This is a genomic window from Pigmentiphaga sp. (assembly GCF_033795525.1).
Taxonomy (GTDB): Bacteria; Pseudomonadota; Gammaproteobacteria; order Burkholderiales; family Burkholderiaceae_B; genus Pigmentiphaga.
Genome location: NZ_JARYGM010000003.1, coordinates 58,286 through 75,643, shown reverse-complemented (window position 1 = coordinate 75,643; position 17,358 = coordinate 58,286). Strand labels below are relative to the sequence as shown.

The following is a 17,358-nucleotide window of genomic DNA, read 5'->3' as shown; positions in this document are numbered from 1 at the left end:
TCGTTTCACTCCCGGCCGTTATGCGGCCGCTCGACGTTCGAGGTCAATACACAGGTCATCGGCGTCGCCCAGCGCGGGGTCGCGCTTGCCGAGCCACGTGCCCAGGCCCAGCGCGCACTCGCCATCCAGGCGCGCCGGCGCCACATCGGTCCGCCGCAACACCAGCCGGACGTCCCATGCCAGTTCCAGGCCGATGTACTGCCGGACCCAGTCCACCAGTTGGCGGGCCTTTTTCCGTCCCGGCAGGAAGGCGCGATACTGGGCCAGGGGCATGGGCCCGAGTTCGATCCGGAATTTGTGCTGGGCATCGAGCACGGCGACGCCCAAGGTGGTGTCGCGGCCCAGTCCGCCGCCGTTCCGGCTTCCGCGCAGCGAGAGACGCTGCGACGCGTCCAGGCGAAGCCAGGCGGGAACGAACTCGCGGATGCGGACCGCGATCCCGAAGTAGTGGCTAAGGATGCGGGCCAGCCCCTCGGGGTTGCGCGTGTCCCGGACCAGATGTCCGGCCATGAAGAACTTGGCATGGTCGGCCACGTCATCCCGCCGGCGCAGGGAGGGCAGCCCCAGGTGCACCAGGCTGGCCACGTAGCGGGTGAAGCGGGAGTCAGGCCGGTCCAGGCTGGCCGTGCTCTGAGCATCCGCCCAGGCGCGATAGAAAAGCAGGATCAGCCGATGATGGAAAACGTCGGAGAAGGCCTGCAGCGTGCGGTCCTGGTGATGGATCGCGCGCTCTCGCACATATTCGGTCATGTGAAGCGGCAACGGACCGTTCGGCCCGTAGAGGCCGAAGCTGTAGACCGATATGGCCGGCCGTCCGTCCGCGTCGGACACCGAGGCCAGTGTGGCCGGCGCAAAAGCCAGGGACGGTTCCTGGCGCAGCCGGACCGGTTCCTCTCGCGGCAGGGCGGCGCGGCCAAGCGGGAGGCGGCCGGGCGAGCGTGCGTCGATCCACCTCAGCGCCGCGAACAAATCGTGGCCGTAGGGATCGCGCCGCAGCCGTTCCCAGAACGCGGCGTCCAGGGCCGCGGTGTCGGGTGCGGGACCGTTCATGCCACGGTTCTCCTTCCCATCCTGGGCTGCCAGTGGCTGATGTCGCCACGCTGCAGCGAACGCAATACGGTTTCCGTGAACGTATTGATGGCCACATGGCGCGACAAGAAGCGTTCCAGGACCGCTCCCAGCACATAGGGACTACCGCCCGAGAACGCATTCTCGTCTACTTCCAGGGTGATTTTGACCCCGCGGCCGTAGATGATGGGACCGGCCTCGGGCAGGCGCCGGTAGGCCGGTTCTACCGCCACGCGCCGTACGCCATGGATCTGCTTGCGCATCGCTGCGTCCGCGCGTGCCGCGTAGAGCTGCAGCAGCTCACGGATGGCCTGGGCCCCTTCTTCCGGATCCGTCTCCGTCAGCGCCAGGTAGTTCAGCCCGAGGTGGCTGATGAGGCGCCAGGCGATTTCGTTTTCGGCGAGCGGCGGCCGCGGCCGCGATAGATCCCGTACCAGTTTGATGGCCGCGACCGGGGCCGAGACCTTGAGGCTGAAGTCGCTGCCCGAGCCGTGCGGCAGCAGCAGCGCCAGGTCCCGATTGGTGCATACCGCCTCGACCGAAAGATGGCGCAAGCCGTCCGGGTAGGGCGCCTCGCGCTGGTCGACCAGCGACAGATGCACTTCGCTGCCTATGTAGCCGGTGCGCGGGCCGTTGCGGCGTGCGCTGTCTGACAGCAGCCTGGCTTCCCGGCGCACGGAGTAGTAGGCGCCGTAGTCTTCCTCGTCGCTGCCCAGCGATCCGTAGAACGGGCGAAACTCTTGCTGCGCCCGCTCCGCGGCCAGATGGCCGATGACCCGCTCGACTGAATAGACTTCGTAGTCCAGCGGCCGCGTGCGGTCCACCACGAGGTGATATTCATGGGTACGCGGTGTAACGGGGATCCGGTCGGCGTGCTTGACGAACAGATTGACGATGGGGGTGCAGTGGAGCGCGAAATGCCGCGCGTCGACGCCGTTCTCCAGCTCGGGATCGTGGCGGTCCAGCAGCAGGGTCAGTTCGAATGCCTGGCGCTCGTCCGCCGCCTGCTGGCGCAGCGTGCCGCGCAGGGCGTCGGCCAGTCCGCCGATGCTGAAGAAAAGGCAGCGGGCGGGGAACGCAAAGTATTCCTGCAGCAGCCGGTATCCCTGGAAGACGCGGGCATCGCACGGCAGCAATGCCTGGTGGTCGTCCAGTCCTTCGTGCCTGAGGCTATCGGCCGGCAGGCGGCGGACCCACCGCATGGGACGTGCCGCGTCGTGGCATAGGACGGCCCGGGTATGCGAGAGCAGGAGCTCGAGGAGCCGGCTGGCCGCGGTCTCCTGGGCGGCCAGGAAAAACTCCAGGCGGTCCACGGCCAGGTCCTTCAATGGCACGCCCCCCGTGGTCTCGAGCCGCAAACGCAGCGCCGCACGCAGGCTGGCCTGGCGTCCGGCCAGCCCCATCTGCGCAAGGGGCAGGTCGGGAGGCACCCCGGTCAGCTCGGCCTCGGCCACCCGCAAGGGCCAGAGCGTCACGTCGTGCCCGGTGCGGAACTCGCACGGCGTCTGTTCCCCCGGTGCCACCCTGGCGCGCAGGGCGGTGCCGCGCGGCAGGGTAAAGCCGCCCGCCAGGTTGCCCTCGGAGGCGTTAGGACTGATCTCGACGATGCCCATGGACGGCGTGGGCGCCAGGTACTGCGGATGGACGATTTCCAGCAGCCGTTGCGAAAACCGCGGGAACTCGGCGTCCATCTTCATCTGGATGCGGGCCGTCAGGAAGCTGAAGCCCTCCAGCAGGCGCTCGACGTACGGGTCGGCGACGTCCACGCCGTGCATACCGAGCCGGGCCGCTACCTTGGGGTAGGCGCGGGCAAACTCGGCGCCCAGGTCCTTGATGTAGTGCAGCTCGCGGTTGTAGTAGTCCAGCAGGCGCTGTTCCATCACGCCCCTCCCAGGTCCTGCAGGCTCATATGGCCGCTTTCCAGGTCGATGTCGGTGCGGAACAGGATCTCGAGCGGGTAGGGCACGCACCAGAGGCGGCCCTTGATCTCCAGCGACAGGATGTTGTGATGATCCAGTATCTGCGTTTCGCTCACGCAGCGCACTTCGAGCGATTCGGGCAGTATGCGCGGCTCGAAGTGCCGGATGGCGATACTTATGGACTCTTCGACATCGACCCAGTCGATTTCCGACATGCGCTTGCCGGCCAGGGGGCGCACGCCGTAGTTCAAGGTCGAGGCGCGCACGTTCGGAAATGCCGAGAGGCTGCCGGCCGATTCAAAACTGACGCAGTTGAGCAGCCAGCGCATGTCGCGCAGAACCGCCGCGCGCAGGGCCGCGCGTGACATGGCCTGGTCTTCCAGTCCGTCCTGCGCCCGCCAGGGAGCGTGGTCGGTCAGCCGATCGAGCAAGGCCGGCTGCAGCCGGTCGCGTTCGGGCCGGGCCTGCCGGAGAGGGCGCTGCGCGAGGGCGCTGTCGGCCGCCGCGTACTCTTCAGGCATGCGGCGCTCCGTCTACGCTTGCCGATTGCATGGCGCGGATATCGAGCAAGGCATATTCGCCTTCGTCGGTTACCCACATCTTCTGGCCTGTGCCCACATAATGCCCGGGCCGGACTTCGTGCCACTCGGTGCGCCGAGAAAGCTTGGCCGCGTCGTCCAGGCGTGCGTAGCCGTCCGCCGCGCCCGGGCAATAGCGCACCGGGATCAGGCAGGGCTGGGTGCGGCCACTCCGCAGCACCAGTTCCGCGGGGGTCCACAATAAATCCGTCAGACCCTGCGGCGGCGATAGCCGGCACTCGGCGATGTCCGCGAATGCGATCCAGCCGTAGCGGCCGTTGACCAATATCTCGCAGACCGGCCCCAGCCTGCTGTCGCCGTCGGCGAGCCACTGGAAGTCGTGCAGGCGCGTGGCCTTGCCTTCGGCGATGATCAGGGCGCCGCTGGCTGCCGATGCTTCGTCCAGGGCGCGGGACCGGAGTTCGTCGGCCTGCTCGCAATGTCCCGCGGTGTCGGCTTCAAGGGCGCGCGCCAGCCAACCCATCCAGGCCGCGTCTCCTTCTCGAAGGCGCAGCGACTGTTGTCCGGCCAAGACCTGTTCGCGCTCCATCTCGCCGCGCATCGCGGCGTCGTAGAGCAGTACCGAGGAATGCGCCGCCGGGTTCAGGCGCGCGCAGTGCGCAAGCTGCCTGTGCGCCTTGTCCCACAGGCCGCATACGGCCAGTACCTGGAACAGCCTGGCGCGGAGGTCCGCATCCTCCGGCCGGTCCCGTACCGCCTGCTGCGCGGTTTCCACTGCCTGGGCCAGCGAGACGCCGGATCCTGCCTCTAGCCTCAACATGTTCCTGACGAATCCTGCTAAAAAGCGCGATGCCGCGGCCGCGGCATCGCCCGATTCCGGCCGGCCTGGCATGGCCGGCCGCTAAGCGAAGCCTCAGGCTTCCTTGTTCTGCTTCACGTCCCAGGCCACCAGGCTTTCCGCACCCTTGCTGCCTTTGTCGGTTTGTTCCCAGTACTGCTGCTTGACGCGAGCCGCCTGGAAGGCGTAGTCGACCAGCACGGCTTCCGAGTCCTTCTCGCCGGTGATCTGCACCGAAGTGACCAGCACTTCCTCGAGCGTGATCTTGGAGTACTCGACCTGGCTACCGCCCGCCTTGCAGACCGAGACTTCGACCTTGCTGAGGTGCTTGCCGCTCGCGCAGTGCTTCATGACCGCGGGCGCGGCCCGGTCGATGCGGGCGACCACATGCAGGTCGTTGAAGCTGGCCTTGCCGATGCCGCCACCGCCGCCTGCCGCCATCGAGCCGGGCTGGCTCGCGCCCCACGAGAACGAGACGATATCGGTCCAGTCCTTGTGGTTGGCATCCTTGGATTCGCCGCTGGCGCCCTCGACCTTCATGTACATATCAACAGCCACTGTTCTCTCCCTATGCCGGTACTATCCGCCGGACGTTGAAAAAATCCCAGGCCTGCCCTGGGTCTAGCCCTCGTTCTGCTTGACCGAGGGCAGCTTCGACACCAACCGCAGCGATACGGTCAGGCCTTCAAGCTGGTAATGCGGGCGCAGGAAGAATTTCGCGGCGTAGTAGCCGGGGTTGTCTTCCACTTCCTCGACCAGGACTTCGGCGGCGGCCAGCGGCTTGCGCGCCTTGGTTTCCTGCGATGAGTTGACGGGATCGCCATCGACGTAGTTCATGATCCAGTCGTTGAGCCAGCGCTCCATGTCGTCCCGTTCGCGGAACGAGCCGATCTTGTCGCGCACGATGCATTTGAGGTAATGCGCAAAGCGGCAGCACGCGAACAGGTAGGGCAGCCGCGCCGCGAGCTTGGCGTTGGCCGTCGCGTCGGGATCGTGGTATTCGTTCGGCTTTTGCAGGGATTGCGCCCCGATGAAAGCCGCGAAGTCAGAGTTCTTCCGGTGCACCAGCGGCATGAAGCCATTCTTGGCCAGTTCGGCCTCGCGCCGGTCGCTGATCGCGATCTCGGTGGGACACTTCATGTCGACGCCGCCGTCGTCGGTGGGGAAGGTATGGCAAGGAAGGTTCTCGACCGCGCCGCCCGATTCCACACCACGTATCGATGTGCACCACCCGAAGTTTTTGAAGGAACGATTGATGTTGACGGCCATCGCATAGGCCGAGTTGGCCCAGGTATAGCGGTCGTGGGTCGCGCCGTCGGTGTTTTCCTCGAAGTCGAACTCGTCTACCGGGTTGGTACGCGCACCATAGGGCAGGCGCGCCAGGAAGCGGGGCATGGCCAGTCCCAGGTAGCGCGAATCTTCCGATTCGCGCAGGCTGCGCCATGACGCATACTCGGTATTGGTGAAGATCTTGGTCAGGTCGCGCGGATTGGCCAGCTCCTGCCAGGAGTCCATCTGCATCACCGCGGGCGAGGCCCCGGCGATGAAAGGGCAATGCGCAGCCGCCGCGATGCGTGCGAGCTCGCCCAGCATCTCGACGTCGGGCGGACTGTGGTCGAAGTAGTAGTCGCCGACGAGGCAGCCGAGCGGCTCGCCGCCGAACTGGCCGTACTCTTCCTCGTAGACCTTCTTGAAGATCGGGCTTTGGTCCCACCCTATGCCCTTATGCCGCTTGAGCGTCCGGCCCAGCTCCTTCTTGGTGATGCACATGAAGCGGATCTTGAGCAGTTCATCCGTTTCGGTGTTGTTCACCAAGTAGTGCAGGCCGCGCCATGCCCCTTCCAGCTGCTGGAAGTCGGCGTGGTGCATGATCTGGTTGATCTGCTCGGATAGCTTTTCGTCGATGGCGGCAATGATGGCCTGGATGGTCCGGTAGGCATCCTCCGAGACGACGACCGAGTTCTCCAGCGCCTGGTGCGCCAGCGTCCGCACGGCGCTTTCCACGGCCACGCGGGCTTCGTCGGTCTTGGGTTTGAACTCTTTTTGCAGCAGGGCGGAGAACTCGTCGGTACTCGCCTGCGGCGCGGGTTCCAGCTGGCGTTCCATGCTGTTCATGCTTTCACCTCTCGCTGGTATCGGCTTCGGTGCCGGCTTGCGGCAGGGCCTGGGGCTTGGGCGCCGAGGCCAGCGCACTCAAAAGCGCCGGGTCCTGCAGCACTTTTGCCACCAGTTCTTCGGCGCCGTTCTTGCCATCCATATAGGACAGCAGGTTGGAGAGCTGCGTACGGGCCTCGAGCAGCTTGTTCAGCGCCTCGACCTTGCGTGCCACGGTGGCGGGCGAGAAGTCGTCCATGCTTTCGAACGTGATGTCCACGTTCAGCTGGCCTTCGCCGGTCAAGGTGTTCGGAACCTGGAACGCGACGCGCGGCTTGATGGCTTTCATCCGGTCGTCGAAGTTGTCGATGTCGATTTCCAGGAGCCGGCGGTCGGCCACGTCCGGTTGCGGCTCGACCGACTTGCCGGCCAGGTCGGCCAACACGCCCATGACGAACGGAAGCTGGATCTTGCGCTCGGCGCCGTAGACTTCCACGTCGTATTCGATCTGCACCCTGGGGGCGCGATTGCGGGCGATGAATTTCTGTCCGCTACTGCCTGCTCGGCTTGTCGCCATGGTGGTTCTCCGTTGTACTGCGCATGCGGGTCGCGATGGGTGGCATTCAGGAAGCGTCCGCGCTCCCCGGACCCGCGAGGGTTTCGAATTGAGTCAGGCCGGCGGGCGCCAGGTCGCGTACCAGTTCCTGGAAGTTCGCCGAGGCGAGCCGCTGCACGCGCCGAATCAGAAAAGGAGCCGGGTGGCTCGGTTCGTTCGTTTCAAAATAGCTGCACACTTTTTCCAGCATCGCGACGGCGTCGGCCCGGTCGGTAATGACGGCGTCCCGCCACCAGCGGGCATGTACGGCCGCTTCCGTCATCCGCTGCTCCAGCACAGCCGGACCGGCTTCTGGCGGCGCTGCCTCCTGGGCGGAGGCAGGTGCCCCCGCCGTCTCGGCCGGTTCCGGTTGGCTGGCGCCCACGGCGTCGCGCACCGTCCCGAGCGTCCGTGCGACGCCCGCGAACTGGGGCGCCCAGTCCACGCCCAGGCGGTCGCTGCAAAGGGCACGGATGCGCTCCAGTTCGTCCAGCGCGGCGAGCGCGTCCGCGAGCTCAGGCTTGCCCTCGTGGCGGGCGCGCCGCAGATCGTCGACCAAGCGTGACCGTCCGCCAGGGTAGGCCTGGCTGTCCTGGCGGCTTCCGTCGAGCAGCGACTCGGCGTCGCGCAAGCTGACTGCGCCAAAGGTCGAGGTCAATAAGGTGCTGGTCCGCACAGAGCGACCGATGCCCTGAGCATCGGCCAGTGCCTCGATGGCATTCATCCGCGGCATCGGGTCGATCTCGCCATCGACGTCCAGCGTCGGATGCAGCGTGTCCCAGAACCGCTCCAGCATGTTTCGAACCGCCGCTGCTCCCTGTGCGTAGCCGGCCAGTCCATGAAGCTCGGTCCATGCATGCGTCAGCCAGACCGCAACGCGGATGTCGCGCGTGCGCGCGAGCAGCGCCAGCGCGCCTTTTTCTACTTGGTTCCACGCAGGCGCCTCGGCCGGAATGATCGTGGTGCCGAACTGTTGCTCGCCCCGCACGACGATGCTTTGCTGCAAGGCCAGGAAGTCGGCGTCGTATTCGAGGTTGTCGCCGCATGGCGTCTCGGGCGACAAGGGTTCGAGCAGAAGATCGATATGCATCGGTTACCAGGACGGGCAAAGACGGATCTCGCCGTTTTAAGGAAGCCGAAGTCTATCCAACGGAAATTTTCAATCGCTAGCGCAGATAACAAGAAAACACATGCGCTTACCGCCCGACAACACTACGACATTCGCAAGACATGTCATCAATACGTGAAGCGATAGAATTTCGACGTCCGGTCTCCCGATCCAAGGGACCGCCGGGCGCGTTCCTTGCCCCTGCAGCGGACGCCGTATCCTCTTCCGGAAAGTGCATGGCCGAGCAAGAAGAACGCCGCACGGGTGCGGCGCCATCCAAGCGTGACGAACGGGTCGCCGCCAGGCCTGCCATGCCGGCCTCGCCGGACGCTTTGTTCGAACGCCTGGCCCGATCCGCCTTCCGGCGGCGGTTCCGGCTCAACGCGCGGGACCAGCAGTATCTGCGCAGCCGCGGACTGGATGCCGTGCTGGCGCACGCGGCCGAGTTCGTCGCACGCCGCCTCGCCCCGGCCGTGCCGCACAACGACGGCAAGCAGACGCCGATGCGTGGCCATCCCGTGTTCGTCGCCCAGCATGCGACGGCGACGTGCTGCCGAGGGTGCCTGGCGAAATGGCATGGCATCGAAGTGGGAAGGGGCTTGAGCTCAGCCGAGCAGGCCTACGTCGTGGGCGTGATCGGGCAGTGGCTGCGGCGGCAGGAGCGCACCCGGGACGGCGGCCAAGCCCCACGCCAGGGACGGCTTTTCTAAGGCTGTTGCTCGGCCGGCGCGTTCGTCTGCCGTTTGAGCCAGTCGCGGAATGTCTGCAGCGCGGGCAGCGTGACGTTGGCCGGCGGATAGACCAGATAATAGGAGGTCGGCGACCGCACGACCGGCCCGAATGGCGACACCAGCCGCCCGTCGGCCAATTCCTCTTCCACCAGCAGGCGAGGCACGACCGCCGCCCCCAGACCGGCCATGGCGGCGCGCAGGATCAGGGCGAACGATTCGAACTTCATGCCGCGCGCCGCGTTGTCGGCGGGCAGGTCGCAGGCGGCCAGCCAGTCGCGCCATGCATGCGGCCTGAACGTCATCTGCAGCTTGGGGACGCGCGTAAGGTCGGCGGGCGAGTGCAGCTCGGTGGCGGCCATCTCCGGTGTGCAAACCACAAGCATGTATTCGTCCATCAACCAATCCGACCGGGCCCCGGGCCAGCGGGTATTGCCCAGGTTGATGGCAGCATCCAGGCTGTTGTTATGGAAGTTGAACGGAAGCCGCGTGACCAGCGTGAGCGAAACATCAGGGTGTACGCGCTGGAAGTGGCCGAGGCGCGGAATCAGCCATTGCGTGGCGACCGAGGGAACCACACCCAGCCGCAGGACGCTGGAAGCCGGCTCGGTCGAGACGGTCTCGATGATGGCCGACTCCAGCGCATCGAGTGCCGGTGTCAACCGGAGCAGCAAAATCTCCCCCGCTGGCGTGAGCTGCAGGCGCTTGCGCACGCGTTCGAACAGCCTTACCCCGAGAAACTCTTCCAGCGCCTGGATCTGGTGGCTGATCGCGCTTTGCGTCAGGTTCATCGAGTCCGCGGCCTGGGTGAAGCTCAGCGTACGGGCCGACAGCTCGAATGCCTGGAGCATGACGGGCGAGGGAATCTTGCGGCGCATGTCATTAATCCTGCTCATGAATTCATGATGAGACGTCGCTTGTGAAGGGGCGGACGTCTCCGATAACGTTGTCTGCGCGTATCGGGCTTCCTGTCGCGTCTATACGCGCATGAGGCAAGGCGGCCGTTGCCCATCCGGGTACCGCCGTATCTTACGCCCGCAGGGGGGTATCACCGGGCTGCGGCGAAGAGAGGCGAATGCGCCGGCATGGGGCGGGGACAAACCGGAATCGTGCGGGATATCTGTTCTTAAGGGGGGCAGTCTATGGATCGTCGCGATGTACTGCGTATGGGGGTGGCCGCCGGCCTGTTCGCGGCCCGGGGGGCTTGGGCACAGGAAGCGTTTCCTAACCGCCTGATGAAGGTCGTCGTGCCGTACCCGCCTGGCGGGATTACCGATCTGCTGGGGCGAGTCCTGGCGGACATCCTTGCCAAGGAATTTCCAGCCAAGCCGGTGATCGTCGAGAACAAGGGCGGCGGCACCGGCACGGTGGCCCAGCAATATATTCTCCAGCAGCCGCGTGATGGCCACTTGCTGTTGTCCGGCGGACTTGGCGGGCTGATACTGCCCACCATCCTGAATCCCAACCTGCCCATCAATCCGCAGGAGAATTTCGTGCCCGTGGCCCAGCTGGCCGAACTCATGAACGTGCTGGTGGTCGGGCGCGACGTCGAGGCACGCACACTGCCCGAGCTCATTGCCTATGGCAAGACCCAGGTAGGCAAGCTGAACTACGGATCCAACGGCGTCGGGACCCTGGCCCATTTCACGTCGGTGCTGTTCAACCAGCGTGCCGGCACACACTTCGTCCATATCCCGTACCGCTCCAGCGGCGAGATCGTCACCGGCCTGAAGAACGGCGACATCCAGATCTCATTTGCCAACTTGCCGTCGGTGGCGGCGTTGATCCGCGCCGGTTCGCTGCGCGCCATCGCCGTGACGGGCGCCAGGCGCTCTCAGGCGCTGCCCGATGTGCCCACCATGGTGGAACTGGGCATGGCCGACTTCGTCGCGACGGGATGGCTGGGCGCTTATGCGCCGACGGGAACGCCCCAGGCCAACATCGACAAGCTGGGCGACGCCATTGTCGAGGGCGGCAAGATGCCCGAGAACATCCAGCGACTGCAAACCGCGGGGTTCGAAGTAACGGTTCGCGGCCACGCGGATTTCCTGGCCTGGAACCGCAGCGAGTTCGTCAGATGGAACGAGCTGGCTCGCAGGGAAAACATCAGGCCAGAGGCCTGACGGCGACCCGCCCCAAGGTGCGTCGTGCACGATCCCCGCTTCGAGAGCGGCGGAGGAGACCGATTTCAACGAGGACCGTTTTATGCTGCCCACCGCAAGGAAGCTTGTCTTTTCGGAAGTGCCCATCGTCGATCTCGAGCCGGCCTGGCGCGGCGATACCGGCGGCAGGAAAGAAGTGGCCGACGCCATCGCCAGTGCCGCAGGAACCGTCGGTTTTTTCTACATCAGGAATCATGGCCTGGCCGACCAGGACATCCGGGACATCTTCCAGACTGCCGTGGATTTCCACAGCCTGCCCATGCAAGCCAAGATGGAGGTCTCGCTCAAGCTCAACAACCATGCCCAGGGTTACCTGCATGGCATGAGCAAGGGCAACGATGACAAGATCAAGGAAAATCTGCAGGAGGCGTTCCAGATCCGCCGCCCGCTGGCCGACGACGATCCCGACCTGCTGGCCGGCAAGCCTTTGCATGGACGGATTCCATGGCCCTCGGCCATGCCGGATCTCAAGCCGCGGATGATGGCCTACTACGACAAGGTCAATGACCTGGGCTATAGGCTGCTGGAGCTGTTCGAGCTGAGTCTGGAGCTGGAACCGGGGGCGCTCAAGGCCAGCTTCGCCAAGGACATGAATTCACTGCGCCTGCTGCATTATCCGCCGCAGCGCCCGGACGAGTCCGGCGAGCACCTGGGCGCGCGCGGGCATACCGACACCAACGCCTTCACCATCCTGGCGCAGGATGCCAATGGTGGGCTGGAGGTGCGCAACCGCGACGGCGAATGGGTGGCGGTTCCGCCCATCGAGGGCACGCTGGTGGTCAATGTAGGCGAAGTGCTGAAGGTCTGGAGCGACGGCGTGTTCACGTCCGCCGTGCACCGGGTGATCAACCGCTCCGGCAACGAGCGCTATTCCATTCCGTTTTTCATGTATCCCAGCTTCGATGCGGTAATCCGTCCGCTGATCCGGAATCCCGATCCTGCCAACGTCGCGCCCGAAGACCTGCCCACGTCGTTCCCCCGGGACAGGCCTTTCGTCTACGGCGAACTGAAGGCGCGCAACGTCGCGCGCATCATGCCGAGCAAGAATGCAGCGTAGCAGTGTCCGTGACCAGCGACGCGATCGATCACCGAAAGAAGGGGAACAGCACATGCCGGCCTACGTCATCGGCGAGGTAAAGATCCTGAAGCCCGGCGAGATGGGCGGGTATGGCCGCATGGTGGCCGATGCCGTGGTCGCGCACGGGGGACGCTACCTGGCTCGCGGCGCAGAACCGTTCGTGCTCGAAGGCGGGCCGGCCCACAACGTGCTGCTGATCGAGTTCCCGGACCGGGATGCCGCGCTTGCCTGGTATGCCTCGCCGGCGTACCAGGCCGCCAAGAAGCTGCGCGAGGGCAAAAGCAACCTGCGGCTGATCGTGATCTGAGTAGGCCGGCTCCCCGCTCAGCCGGGGCGGTATTGCGCCGACGCAGTCCGGAACGTGATCGACCAGCGTAGGGCCTTTGCCGGCGCGATGCTGTGCTGCCATTCCCAGCGCACGGGGCCGCGCATCAGGTAGATCGAACGCGGGGCCAGGGTCATGCGCACGATGTCGGATTTCCTGGGGCTGACAGGGGGATATGGCCGGAACCGGATCACGATGTCGCTACCCAACGAGATGCCGACCACGTCCTGGAAGTCCGGGACGTCGCGATGCCAGCCCAGCGGCGCGCCGGGGGCGTACTCGGCCACCAGCACATGAACCAGGGCTTGCGGCGGCACGCCCAGCCAGTGCGCGACCCGGTCGCGCAGCCCGTGCAGTTCCGGGATCAGCGGCTGGGCCGGCTGCAGGCGATTGACGTCGTAGTCGAAGCTGCCGCCATAGCTGACCACGCGCCGGCGAGCGGTGTAGTTCTTGTACCGCGCCGCGGCAAAGGGCAGTGTCGCCATCAGCGCCTCCAGCCGGGCGGCCTCGTCCAGGCTCAGGAAGTCGGGTTCGTAGGTCAAGCCTTCGAGGAGTCCGGGGGGCGGGGGCAGGTCGAACAGCGGCGGTTGTTCCATGGCGCCCGCCCTGGGTTCAACGCGCGGCGATCGCCAGTTCGACGCCGGGATACAGCTTGCGCAGTATCTGCGTGCAGGCGTCTTCCAGGACACCGGCGAGCTCGTCCACCGCGGGCTGCGGCGTGTCGTCCTCCCGTGCGCGCGCCCAGATGCGCAGCAGCGAGGCGTCGCGCGCCTGGACGACCTCCATGACCTCGTCGCGCCAGAACGCCGGCGCCTCGCCTTCGACATAGTCGCCGCGCCCCCGGCCGAAATGGATGATGGCCAGATAGCGCAGCAGGTCGGCCACCACCAGTGCGCGCAGGAAGTCGTCCGTCAGCCGTACGGTCGCGTGCTCGGTGCCCTTGGCCTTGTTGATGCCCCATGCGGCGCTGGCGAAGGTGACCGCGCCCACGACCGCGCCGACCAGCATGCCGCCGCCCAGCGTGAGGCCGCCCGCCAGCAGGTCGGCCGAGGCGCCCGTCGCCGCTCCGGAGGCAATGGCGCCCAGCAGGCCCGCTTGCGTGACGTCCACCGGAGCGGTGAACGCGAAGTTCTCCCGCAGCCGCTGGTTCAGCGGCGCCGCAGCGCTGCCTTGGAGGCCATGCAGCGCAAGCAGCCGCGCCGTGGTCTGGCTGCCCATGCTCGAGAGACGCGAGACGATGGATGCCATGGCGCCGTCGCGGGCTGACTCCGACGCCGACTGGCCCAGCCCCAGCGTGCCCAGCGCGGTCCTGAGCCGGGAGCTTTCTCCGAGCGGTTCGGTATCCCGCGCGGCGGCCACGATCTGCTGCGCGATAAGCGCCATGGACTGATGGAAGCGATCGAGGTTGCGTTTCTCCCATGCCCCGACCAGCCGCGCATAGCCGGCCTGGCTGGGTGCGGGCAGGCAATCGCGTATGGCATCGAACAGGACGCGTTCGTGCACCCAGCTGCGAGCAAAAGCATCCAGCGGCACGACCTCGCGCACCATGCCGTAGGGCTGGACATGCCGTGCCCAGCGCTCGACTTCTTCACGCTCGCGGGCCGCCGGACGCGGCGGCCCCATCTGGTTCAACAGGATGACCACCGGCTTGTCCAGCCATTGCAGGATCTGCATTTCGGGTTCGACGTAGCCCGCGTCCCGGGGGTCCTCCGACGCATTGGCCAGGTACAGCACCACGTCTGCGTTGTCGCGGGCCGCCTGCAGCGCGCGCTGGCTGAGCCAGAAGGCCCGGTCCCGCATCCGGTCCCACACTTCGGTCAGGAACCAGCCGAGCGGGTTGCCCGCCTGCGCGAGCCGCTTGGCCAGGCGGGCGGAGTCGCCGAAACCGGGGGTATCCCACAGGTACAGTTCATCGCCGTCTTCGGTAGCCAGCAGGCGAAAAGCGTCCGCGGTCTGCGTGACGTGCGCCGCGTCCCGTACTTCGCCGACGTCGGCGCCGAGCAGGGTGCGGGCGAGCGTGGTCTTGCCCGCATTGGTATGCGAGACCAGGCAAAGCTGGATGCGAACGGGTTTATCGGACATCGGCGGGTGGGTCGAGCAGATCGACGACGGTCACAGGCACCTGGTGCAGGCGCCCGAAATCCTGCCAGAGGCGCTTGCGTTCCTCCAGCCGGCGCGTGGCGTCCGCTTGGCCGGCCAGGCGGGACGCATAGGAAGACTGGTCTACCATCAGTACCAGCTTGCCCGGCAGCGCCCGTGCCAACGCGTCCAGGAACGCACCGTGGTTCTCCCGCTCCGGCGTGGCAGACAGATTGACCAGTGCGGCCGTGACGGTGGCGGGCTCGCCGGCAAGGTCCTGCGGCGGGCGCTCTTCCGGATCGGTGCCATAGCCCCAGCCGGCGCCGACCGTGGCTTGGGCCGTGTCCCCCAGCATGGCACGGGCGACCGCCTGGAGTCCCTGGTTGCGTTCTTCGTCCACCGAAAAACTGTAGGGAATGATGCGCAGGCGCAGCGGCACCGGGCTGAGCGCACCCAGCAGCTTGCGATAGTAGGGCTGGCCGACGTCGAGCGGAAATTCCCGCCGCAGGCGGGCCGCGGTCCAGGCCGCTCCGCCGGCCAGCAGCAGCCGTGGGATGATGACCACGACTGCGAGCAGTGCGGCATAGGAGTGGACCCAGCGGGCCCCCCCGGGCTGGCCCCCGTTGGCATCGAAGCGTAGCGCGGCGACGTCCGCCAGAGAAAAGCCGGGAAGCTGGAACAGCCAGGTCGCGGGAGCGAACAAGACCTGCAGGATGGCATGGACGTGCTCGGCGCCTAGAAAAGTGCTTTCCCAGCCTACCCGGTATTCGACGATCAGGCCTCGCACGTAGAGCGAGGCGGCGATGCCCGCGCCGAACAGCGCGGCAGCCAGGTGGAGGGTGCGGCGGGCGCGCGCCAGGTTGAGCGGCGCCGCCAGGCGGTGCCAGTCCCCGCTGAAACGCGCGATGGCGGAGGCCAGGGCCGCGGGTGCGCGGCGCCGCCTGGGTCCGCCGGCCGGCTTCCATACATGGTCAAGCAGCATCGTCCGGCGTCGCCGCAGCGCCGGTATGGCCTGGAACGCCAGCAAGACCAGGTACATGAGCAGGTTCCAGGCCAGTACGCCCAGCAAGGGCAAGGACAACAGGTCCATGCGATGGGGATTGGCGATACGCTCGGTCAGCGCCCCGGCCACCAGGCCCGCGGGCGGCAGTGCCCAGCTGGCCAGGACCGTGATGCGATAGGGCCGCCGGGCCGCGGCGAGCGCGGGCATCCTGCGTTCCAGCGCATCGAGCAACAAGGCGGCGCGCCTGCTCAGGAAGGCGTCCGCGGCATCGCCGCCGCCCTGCAGATGGCCCATGTTGCGTGCACTGAGGCCGGCCTGCCGGATTTCGTCGGCGCGCAGTAATTGATGCTCTTGGTCTGTGGTTTCAATGGCACGGGCCAGAACCACGTCTCTGGCCGCTCGCTCGTCCATCGGCGTCCTGAATAGTTCTTTAGCCCACAGACTATATAGGAATCGGCGTCCCAGGGCACGGTCGCCCCCCCGGCCATCGGCAGTCCAGCCCGCGCCGGTCCGGCGCGCCACCTTCTTCAGGCCCGCGGCGCACATATTGCGGCTTGGTAATGATGTTTTTGGACTACGTTGCAGGCAGTGCGCGGCAAGCGCCCGATCCCCCCTTTCCGAATCGTAACCAGCAGCCCGGTCGCGGCAATACGGCCGGAACTAGACTGGATTACCGTTTGAGGAGGACTCCATGGGGACCGTTCTACTTTTCATTATCGTCATCGCCTGTACCGTTGGCTTCATGTACTTGCTGATCCGCGTTTCAATGCTGTTCAACCGTGGGGGTGCGGAGGAAACACCCCAGCAGGACGCGCCGCCCAAAGTCGGCAATACCCCCAAGTAGGGGCCGCTCGTCATTTATCCGAGAATGTCTCGAAGATGAGGTTGCGCAGCCATTGGTTGGAGGGCTCGCGATGGAACTTGGCGTGCCAGAAGAGATTGATCCCGATCTTGGGCAGGGCCACCGGATGGTTGACCGCCATCAGCGCGAAGGGTTCGAGACATTCGTCGGCATAGCGTTCCGGCACCGTGGCGATCATATTGGTCGATTGCAGGATGTGGCCGATGGCCACGAAGTGGGGCACGGTCAGGCGTATCTTGCGCGGTATGCCCTTTTTCTTCATGAATTCGTCCACCATGCCGTGGCCGGTGCCGGCCGACACGGCTACCACGTGATCCGCCTTGCGGAAGGCATCGAGCGTGACTTTGCGGCCGTCCAGCTCGTGCCCCCGCCGGAACATGCACACATACTTCTGGCTGAACAGCCGGCGCTGAAAAAAGCCGGCGTTGAGCTGCGGTAGCAGCCCTATGGCCAGGTCCACGTGGCCGGCCTCCATCTCGTCACGCAGGTTCACGGCCGTATTGCGTACGGTATTGATCGAGACGCCGGGTGCAATGCGCGCGGTGATCTCCATCAACCTCGGCAGGAAATAAATTTCGCCGATGTCGGTCATGCCTATGGTGAAGGTACGGGTGCTGCTGGCCGGGTCGAATGTGCTGCGGAAGTTGAGCGTGTCCTGGATGGTGCTCAGCGCATAGGCAATGGGCTCGGCCAGCTGGCGCGCATAGGGCGTGGGCTCCATGCCCCGCGTGGTGCGCAGGAACAATTCGTCTCCCAGCTGCTTGCGCAGGCGATTGAGGGCATTGCTGACGGCAGGCTGGGTCAGGCCGAGTTTTTCGGCGGCGCCCGATACTTTGCGTTCCATCAACATTTGGTTGAACACGACCAGCAGGTTCAGGTCGATGTCTTTGAGTTCCATGGCCGCCACCATTCACGCTGGTGATTGAGTCTATTCACCATATTCTATATATAAATATTTCG

At 65.9% G+C, this 17,358-nt stretch carries 18 protein-coding genes; 5 read left to right on the top strand and 13 right to left on the bottom strand.

Going from position 1 to position 17,358, the window contains the following annotated elements; genetic code table 11:
- Nucleotides 1-18: 18 nt before the first annotated feature.
- From tssG to tssA, 8 genes are all read right to left on the bottom strand, one after another.
- Nucleotides 19-1,050 carry a type VI secretion system baseplate subunit TssG gene (gene tssG, locus QHC78_RS08965; protein ID WP_319743620.1) on the bottom strand — a complete coding sequence of 344 codons (1,032 nt, stop codon included), beginning with the start codon at nucleotides 1,048-1,050 and terminating at the stop codon, nucleotides 19-21.
- Nucleotides 1,047-2,948 carry a type VI secretion system baseplate subunit TssF gene (tssF, locus tag QHC78_RS08960; RefSeq protein ID WP_319743618.1) on the bottom strand — a complete coding sequence of 634 codons (1,902 nt, stop codon included), beginning with the start codon at nucleotides 2,946-2,948 and terminating at the stop codon, nucleotides 1,047-1,049. Before tssF ends, tssG begins: the two co-directional genes overlap by 4 nt.
- Nucleotides 2,948-3,508, bottom strand: coding sequence for a type VI secretion system baseplate subunit TssE (gene tssE, locus QHC78_RS08955; protein WP_319743616.1), 561 nt, complete (start codon nucleotides 3,506-3,508; stop codon nucleotides 2,948-2,950). Before tssE ends, tssF begins: the two co-directional genes overlap by 1 nt.
- Nucleotides 3,501-4,346, bottom strand: coding sequence for a type VI secretion system accessory protein TagJ (locus tag QHC78_RS08950; RefSeq protein WP_319743614.1), 846 nt, complete (start codon nucleotides 4,344-4,346; stop codon nucleotides 3,501-3,503). Before QHC78_RS08950 ends, tssE begins: the two co-directional genes overlap by 8 nt.
- A 93-nt stretch (nucleotides 4,347-4,439) precedes the next feature.
- Nucleotides 4,440-4,922 (bottom strand): Hcp family type VI secretion system effector, encoded by a 483-nt coding sequence (locus tag QHC78_RS08945; protein WP_319743612.1) that lies wholly within the window; start codon nucleotides 4,920-4,922, stop codon nucleotides 4,440-4,442.
- Nucleotides 4,923-4,985: 63 nt separating this feature from the next.
- Nucleotides 4,986-6,470 carry a type VI secretion system contractile sheath large subunit gene (tssC, locus tag QHC78_RS08940; RefSeq protein WP_413816452.1) on the bottom strand — a complete coding sequence of 495 codons (1,485 nt, stop codon included), beginning with the start codon at nucleotides 6,468-6,470 and terminating at the stop codon, nucleotides 4,986-4,988.
- 13 nt (nucleotides 6,471-6,483) lie between these two features.
- Nucleotides 6,484-7,035, bottom strand: coding sequence for a type VI secretion system contractile sheath small subunit (tssB, locus tag QHC78_RS08935; RefSeq protein WP_319743608.1), 552 nt, complete (start codon nucleotides 7,033-7,035; stop codon nucleotides 6,484-6,486).
- A 46-nt stretch (nucleotides 7,036-7,081) separates the two neighbouring features.
- Complete coding sequence (gene tssA / locus QHC78_RS08930; protein ID WP_319743606.1) at nucleotides 7,082-8,143, bottom strand: type VI secretion system protein TssA; 1,062 nt, start codon at nucleotides 8,141-8,143, stop codon at nucleotides 7,082-7,084.
- 254 nt (nucleotides 8,144-8,397) lie between these two features.
- Between tssA and QHC78_RS08925 the strand changes: the two genes are divergently transcribed.
- The gene (locus QHC78_RS08925) at nucleotides 8,398-8,871 is read left to right on the top strand and encodes a DUF4186 domain-containing protein (RefSeq protein WP_319743604.1); all 474 of its coding nucleotides are present in this window, start codon (nucleotides 8,398-8,400) and stop codon (nucleotides 8,869-8,871) included.
- Here QHC78_RS08925 and QHC78_RS08920 read toward each other — a convergent pair.
- The gene (locus QHC78_RS08920) at nucleotides 8,868-9,767 is read right to left on the bottom strand and encodes a LysR substrate-binding domain-containing protein (protein WP_319743602.1); all 900 of its coding nucleotides are present in this window, start codon (nucleotides 9,765-9,767) and stop codon (nucleotides 8,868-8,870) included. The genes QHC78_RS08925 and QHC78_RS08920 overlap by 4 nt on opposite strands.
- Before the next feature lie 264 nt (nucleotides 9,768-10,031).
- Here QHC78_RS08920 and QHC78_RS08915 point away from each other — a divergent pair, with 264 nt between their 5' ends.
- The 3 genes from QHC78_RS08915 (at nucleotide 10,032) to QHC78_RS08905 (ending at nucleotide 12,436) form a co-directional block, all read left to right on the top strand.
- Nucleotides 10,032-11,012, top strand: a complete 981-nt coding sequence (locus tag QHC78_RS08915; protein WP_319743600.1) for a Bug family tripartite tricarboxylate transporter substrate binding protein — start codon at nucleotides 10,032-10,034, stop codon at nucleotides 11,010-11,012.
- Nucleotides 11,013-11,094: 82 nt separating this feature from the next.
- A complete protein-coding gene (locus tag QHC78_RS08910; RefSeq protein WP_319743598.1) occupies nucleotides 11,095-12,108 on the top strand; it encodes an isopenicillin N synthase family dioxygenase in 1,014 nt (337 codons plus the stop codon).
- A gap of 52 nt (nucleotides 12,109-12,160) precedes the next feature.
- Nucleotides 12,161-12,436, top strand: coding sequence for a DUF1330 domain-containing protein (locus QHC78_RS08905; protein WP_319743596.1), 276 nt, complete (start codon nucleotides 12,161-12,163; stop codon nucleotides 12,434-12,436).
- 17 nt (nucleotides 12,437-12,453) lie between these two features.
- Here QHC78_RS08905 and QHC78_RS08900 read toward each other — a convergent pair whose 3' ends face one another.
- From QHC78_RS08900 to QHC78_RS08890, 3 genes are read right to left on the bottom strand one after another with little or no spacing between them, the layout of a single operon-like run.
- Nucleotides 12,454-13,050, bottom strand: a complete 597-nt coding sequence (locus QHC78_RS08900; protein ID WP_319743594.1) for an alpha-ketoglutarate-dependent dioxygenase AlkB — start codon at nucleotides 13,048-13,050, stop codon at nucleotides 12,454-12,456.
- Nucleotides 13,051-13,066: 16 nt separating this feature from the next.
- Nucleotides 13,067-14,536 carry a GTPase domain-containing protein gene (locus QHC78_RS08895; RefSeq protein WP_319743592.1) on the bottom strand — a complete coding sequence of 490 codons (1,470 nt, stop codon included), beginning with the start codon at nucleotides 14,534-14,536 and terminating at the stop codon, nucleotides 13,067-13,069.
- A complete protein-coding gene (locus QHC78_RS08890; RefSeq protein WP_319743591.1) occupies nucleotides 14,526-15,923 on the bottom strand; it encodes a DUF2868 domain-containing protein in 1,398 nt (465 codons plus the stop codon). The genes QHC78_RS08895 and QHC78_RS08890 overlap by 11 nt, the downstream gene beginning before the upstream one ends.
- A gap of 304 nt (nucleotides 15,924-16,227) precedes the next feature.
- Between QHC78_RS08890 and QHC78_RS08885 the strand changes: the two genes are divergently transcribed.
- Nucleotides 16,228-16,380 carry a hypothetical protein gene (locus tag QHC78_RS08885; RefSeq protein ID WP_319743589.1) on the top strand — a complete coding sequence of 51 codons (153 nt, stop codon included), beginning with the start codon at nucleotides 16,228-16,230 and terminating at the stop codon, nucleotides 16,378-16,380.
- A gap of 10 nt (nucleotides 16,381-16,390) precedes the next feature.
- Here QHC78_RS08885 and QHC78_RS08880 read toward each other — a convergent pair whose 3' ends face one another.
- Entirely contained in the window at nucleotides 16,391-17,296 is a 906-nt protein-coding gene (locus tag QHC78_RS08880; RefSeq protein WP_319743587.1) for a LysR family transcriptional regulator, read from the bottom strand.
- Nucleotides 17,297-17,358: the final 62 nt, after the last annotated feature.

What these genes read in the sequence shown, in the direction of transcription:
- QHC78_RS08910 (WP_319743598.1), top strand. Translation starts at nt 11,095, where the DNA reads ATGCTGCCCACCGCAAGGAAGCTTGTCTTTTCGGAAGTGCCCATCGTC.
- tssC (WP_413816452.1), bottom strand. Translation starts at nt 6,470, where the DNA reads ATGGAACGCCAGCTGGAACCCGCGCCGCAGGCGAGTACCGACGAGTTC.
- QHC78_RS08950 (WP_319743614.1), bottom strand. Translation starts at nt 4,346, where the DNA reads ATGTTGAGGCTAGAGGCAGGATCCGGCGTCTCGCTGGCCCAGGCAGTG.
- QHC78_RS08905 (WP_319743596.1), top strand. Translation starts at nt 12,161, where the DNA reads ATGCCGGCCTACGTCATCGGCGAGGTAAAGATCCTGAAGCCCGGCGAG.
- tssB (WP_319743608.1), bottom strand. Translation starts at nt 7,035, where the DNA reads ATGGCGACAAGCCGAGCAGGCAGTAGCGGACAGAAATTCATCGCCCGC.
- QHC78_RS08880 (WP_319743587.1), bottom strand. Translation starts at nt 17,296, where the DNA reads ATGGAACTCAAAGACATCGACCTGAACCTGCTGGTCGTGTTCAACCAA.
- tssE (WP_319743616.1), bottom strand. Translation starts at nt 3,508, where the DNA reads ATGCCTGAAGAGTACGCGGCGGCCGACAGCGCCCTCGCGCAGCGCCCT.
- QHC78_RS08925 (WP_319743604.1), top strand. Translation starts at nt 8,398, where the DNA reads ATGGCCGAGCAAGAAGAACGCCGCACGGGTGCGGCGCCATCCAAGCGT.
- tssG (WP_319743620.1), bottom strand. Translation starts at nt 1,050, where the DNA reads ATGAACGGTCCCGCACCCGACACCGCGGCCCTGGACGCCGCGTTCTGG.
- QHC78_RS08900 (WP_319743594.1), bottom strand. Translation starts at nt 13,050, where the DNA reads ATGGAACAACCGCCGCTGTTCGACCTGCCCCCGCCCCCCGGACTCCTC.
- QHC78_RS08915 (WP_319743600.1), top strand. Translation starts at nt 10,032, where the DNA reads ATGGATCGTCGCGATGTACTGCGTATGGGGGTGGCCGCCGGCCTGTTC.
- QHC78_RS08920 (WP_319743602.1), bottom strand. Translation starts at nt 9,767, where the DNA reads ATGCGCCGCAAGATTCCCTCGCCCGTCATGCTCCAGGCATTCGAGCTG.
- QHC78_RS08895 (WP_319743592.1), bottom strand. Translation starts at nt 14,536, where the DNA reads ATGTCCGATAAACCCGTTCGCATCCAGCTTTGCCTGGTCTCGCATACC.
- tssF (WP_319743618.1), bottom strand. Translation starts at nt 2,948, where the DNA reads ATGGAACAGCGCCTGCTGGACTACTACAACCGCGAGCTGCACTACATC.
- tssA (WP_319743606.1), bottom strand. Translation starts at nt 8,143, where the DNA reads ATGCATATCGATCTTCTGCTCGAACCCTTGTCGCCCGAGACGCCATGC.
- QHC78_RS08885 (WP_319743589.1), top strand. Translation starts at nt 16,228, where the DNA reads ATGGGGACCGTTCTACTTTTCATTATCGTCATCGCCTGTACCGTTGGC.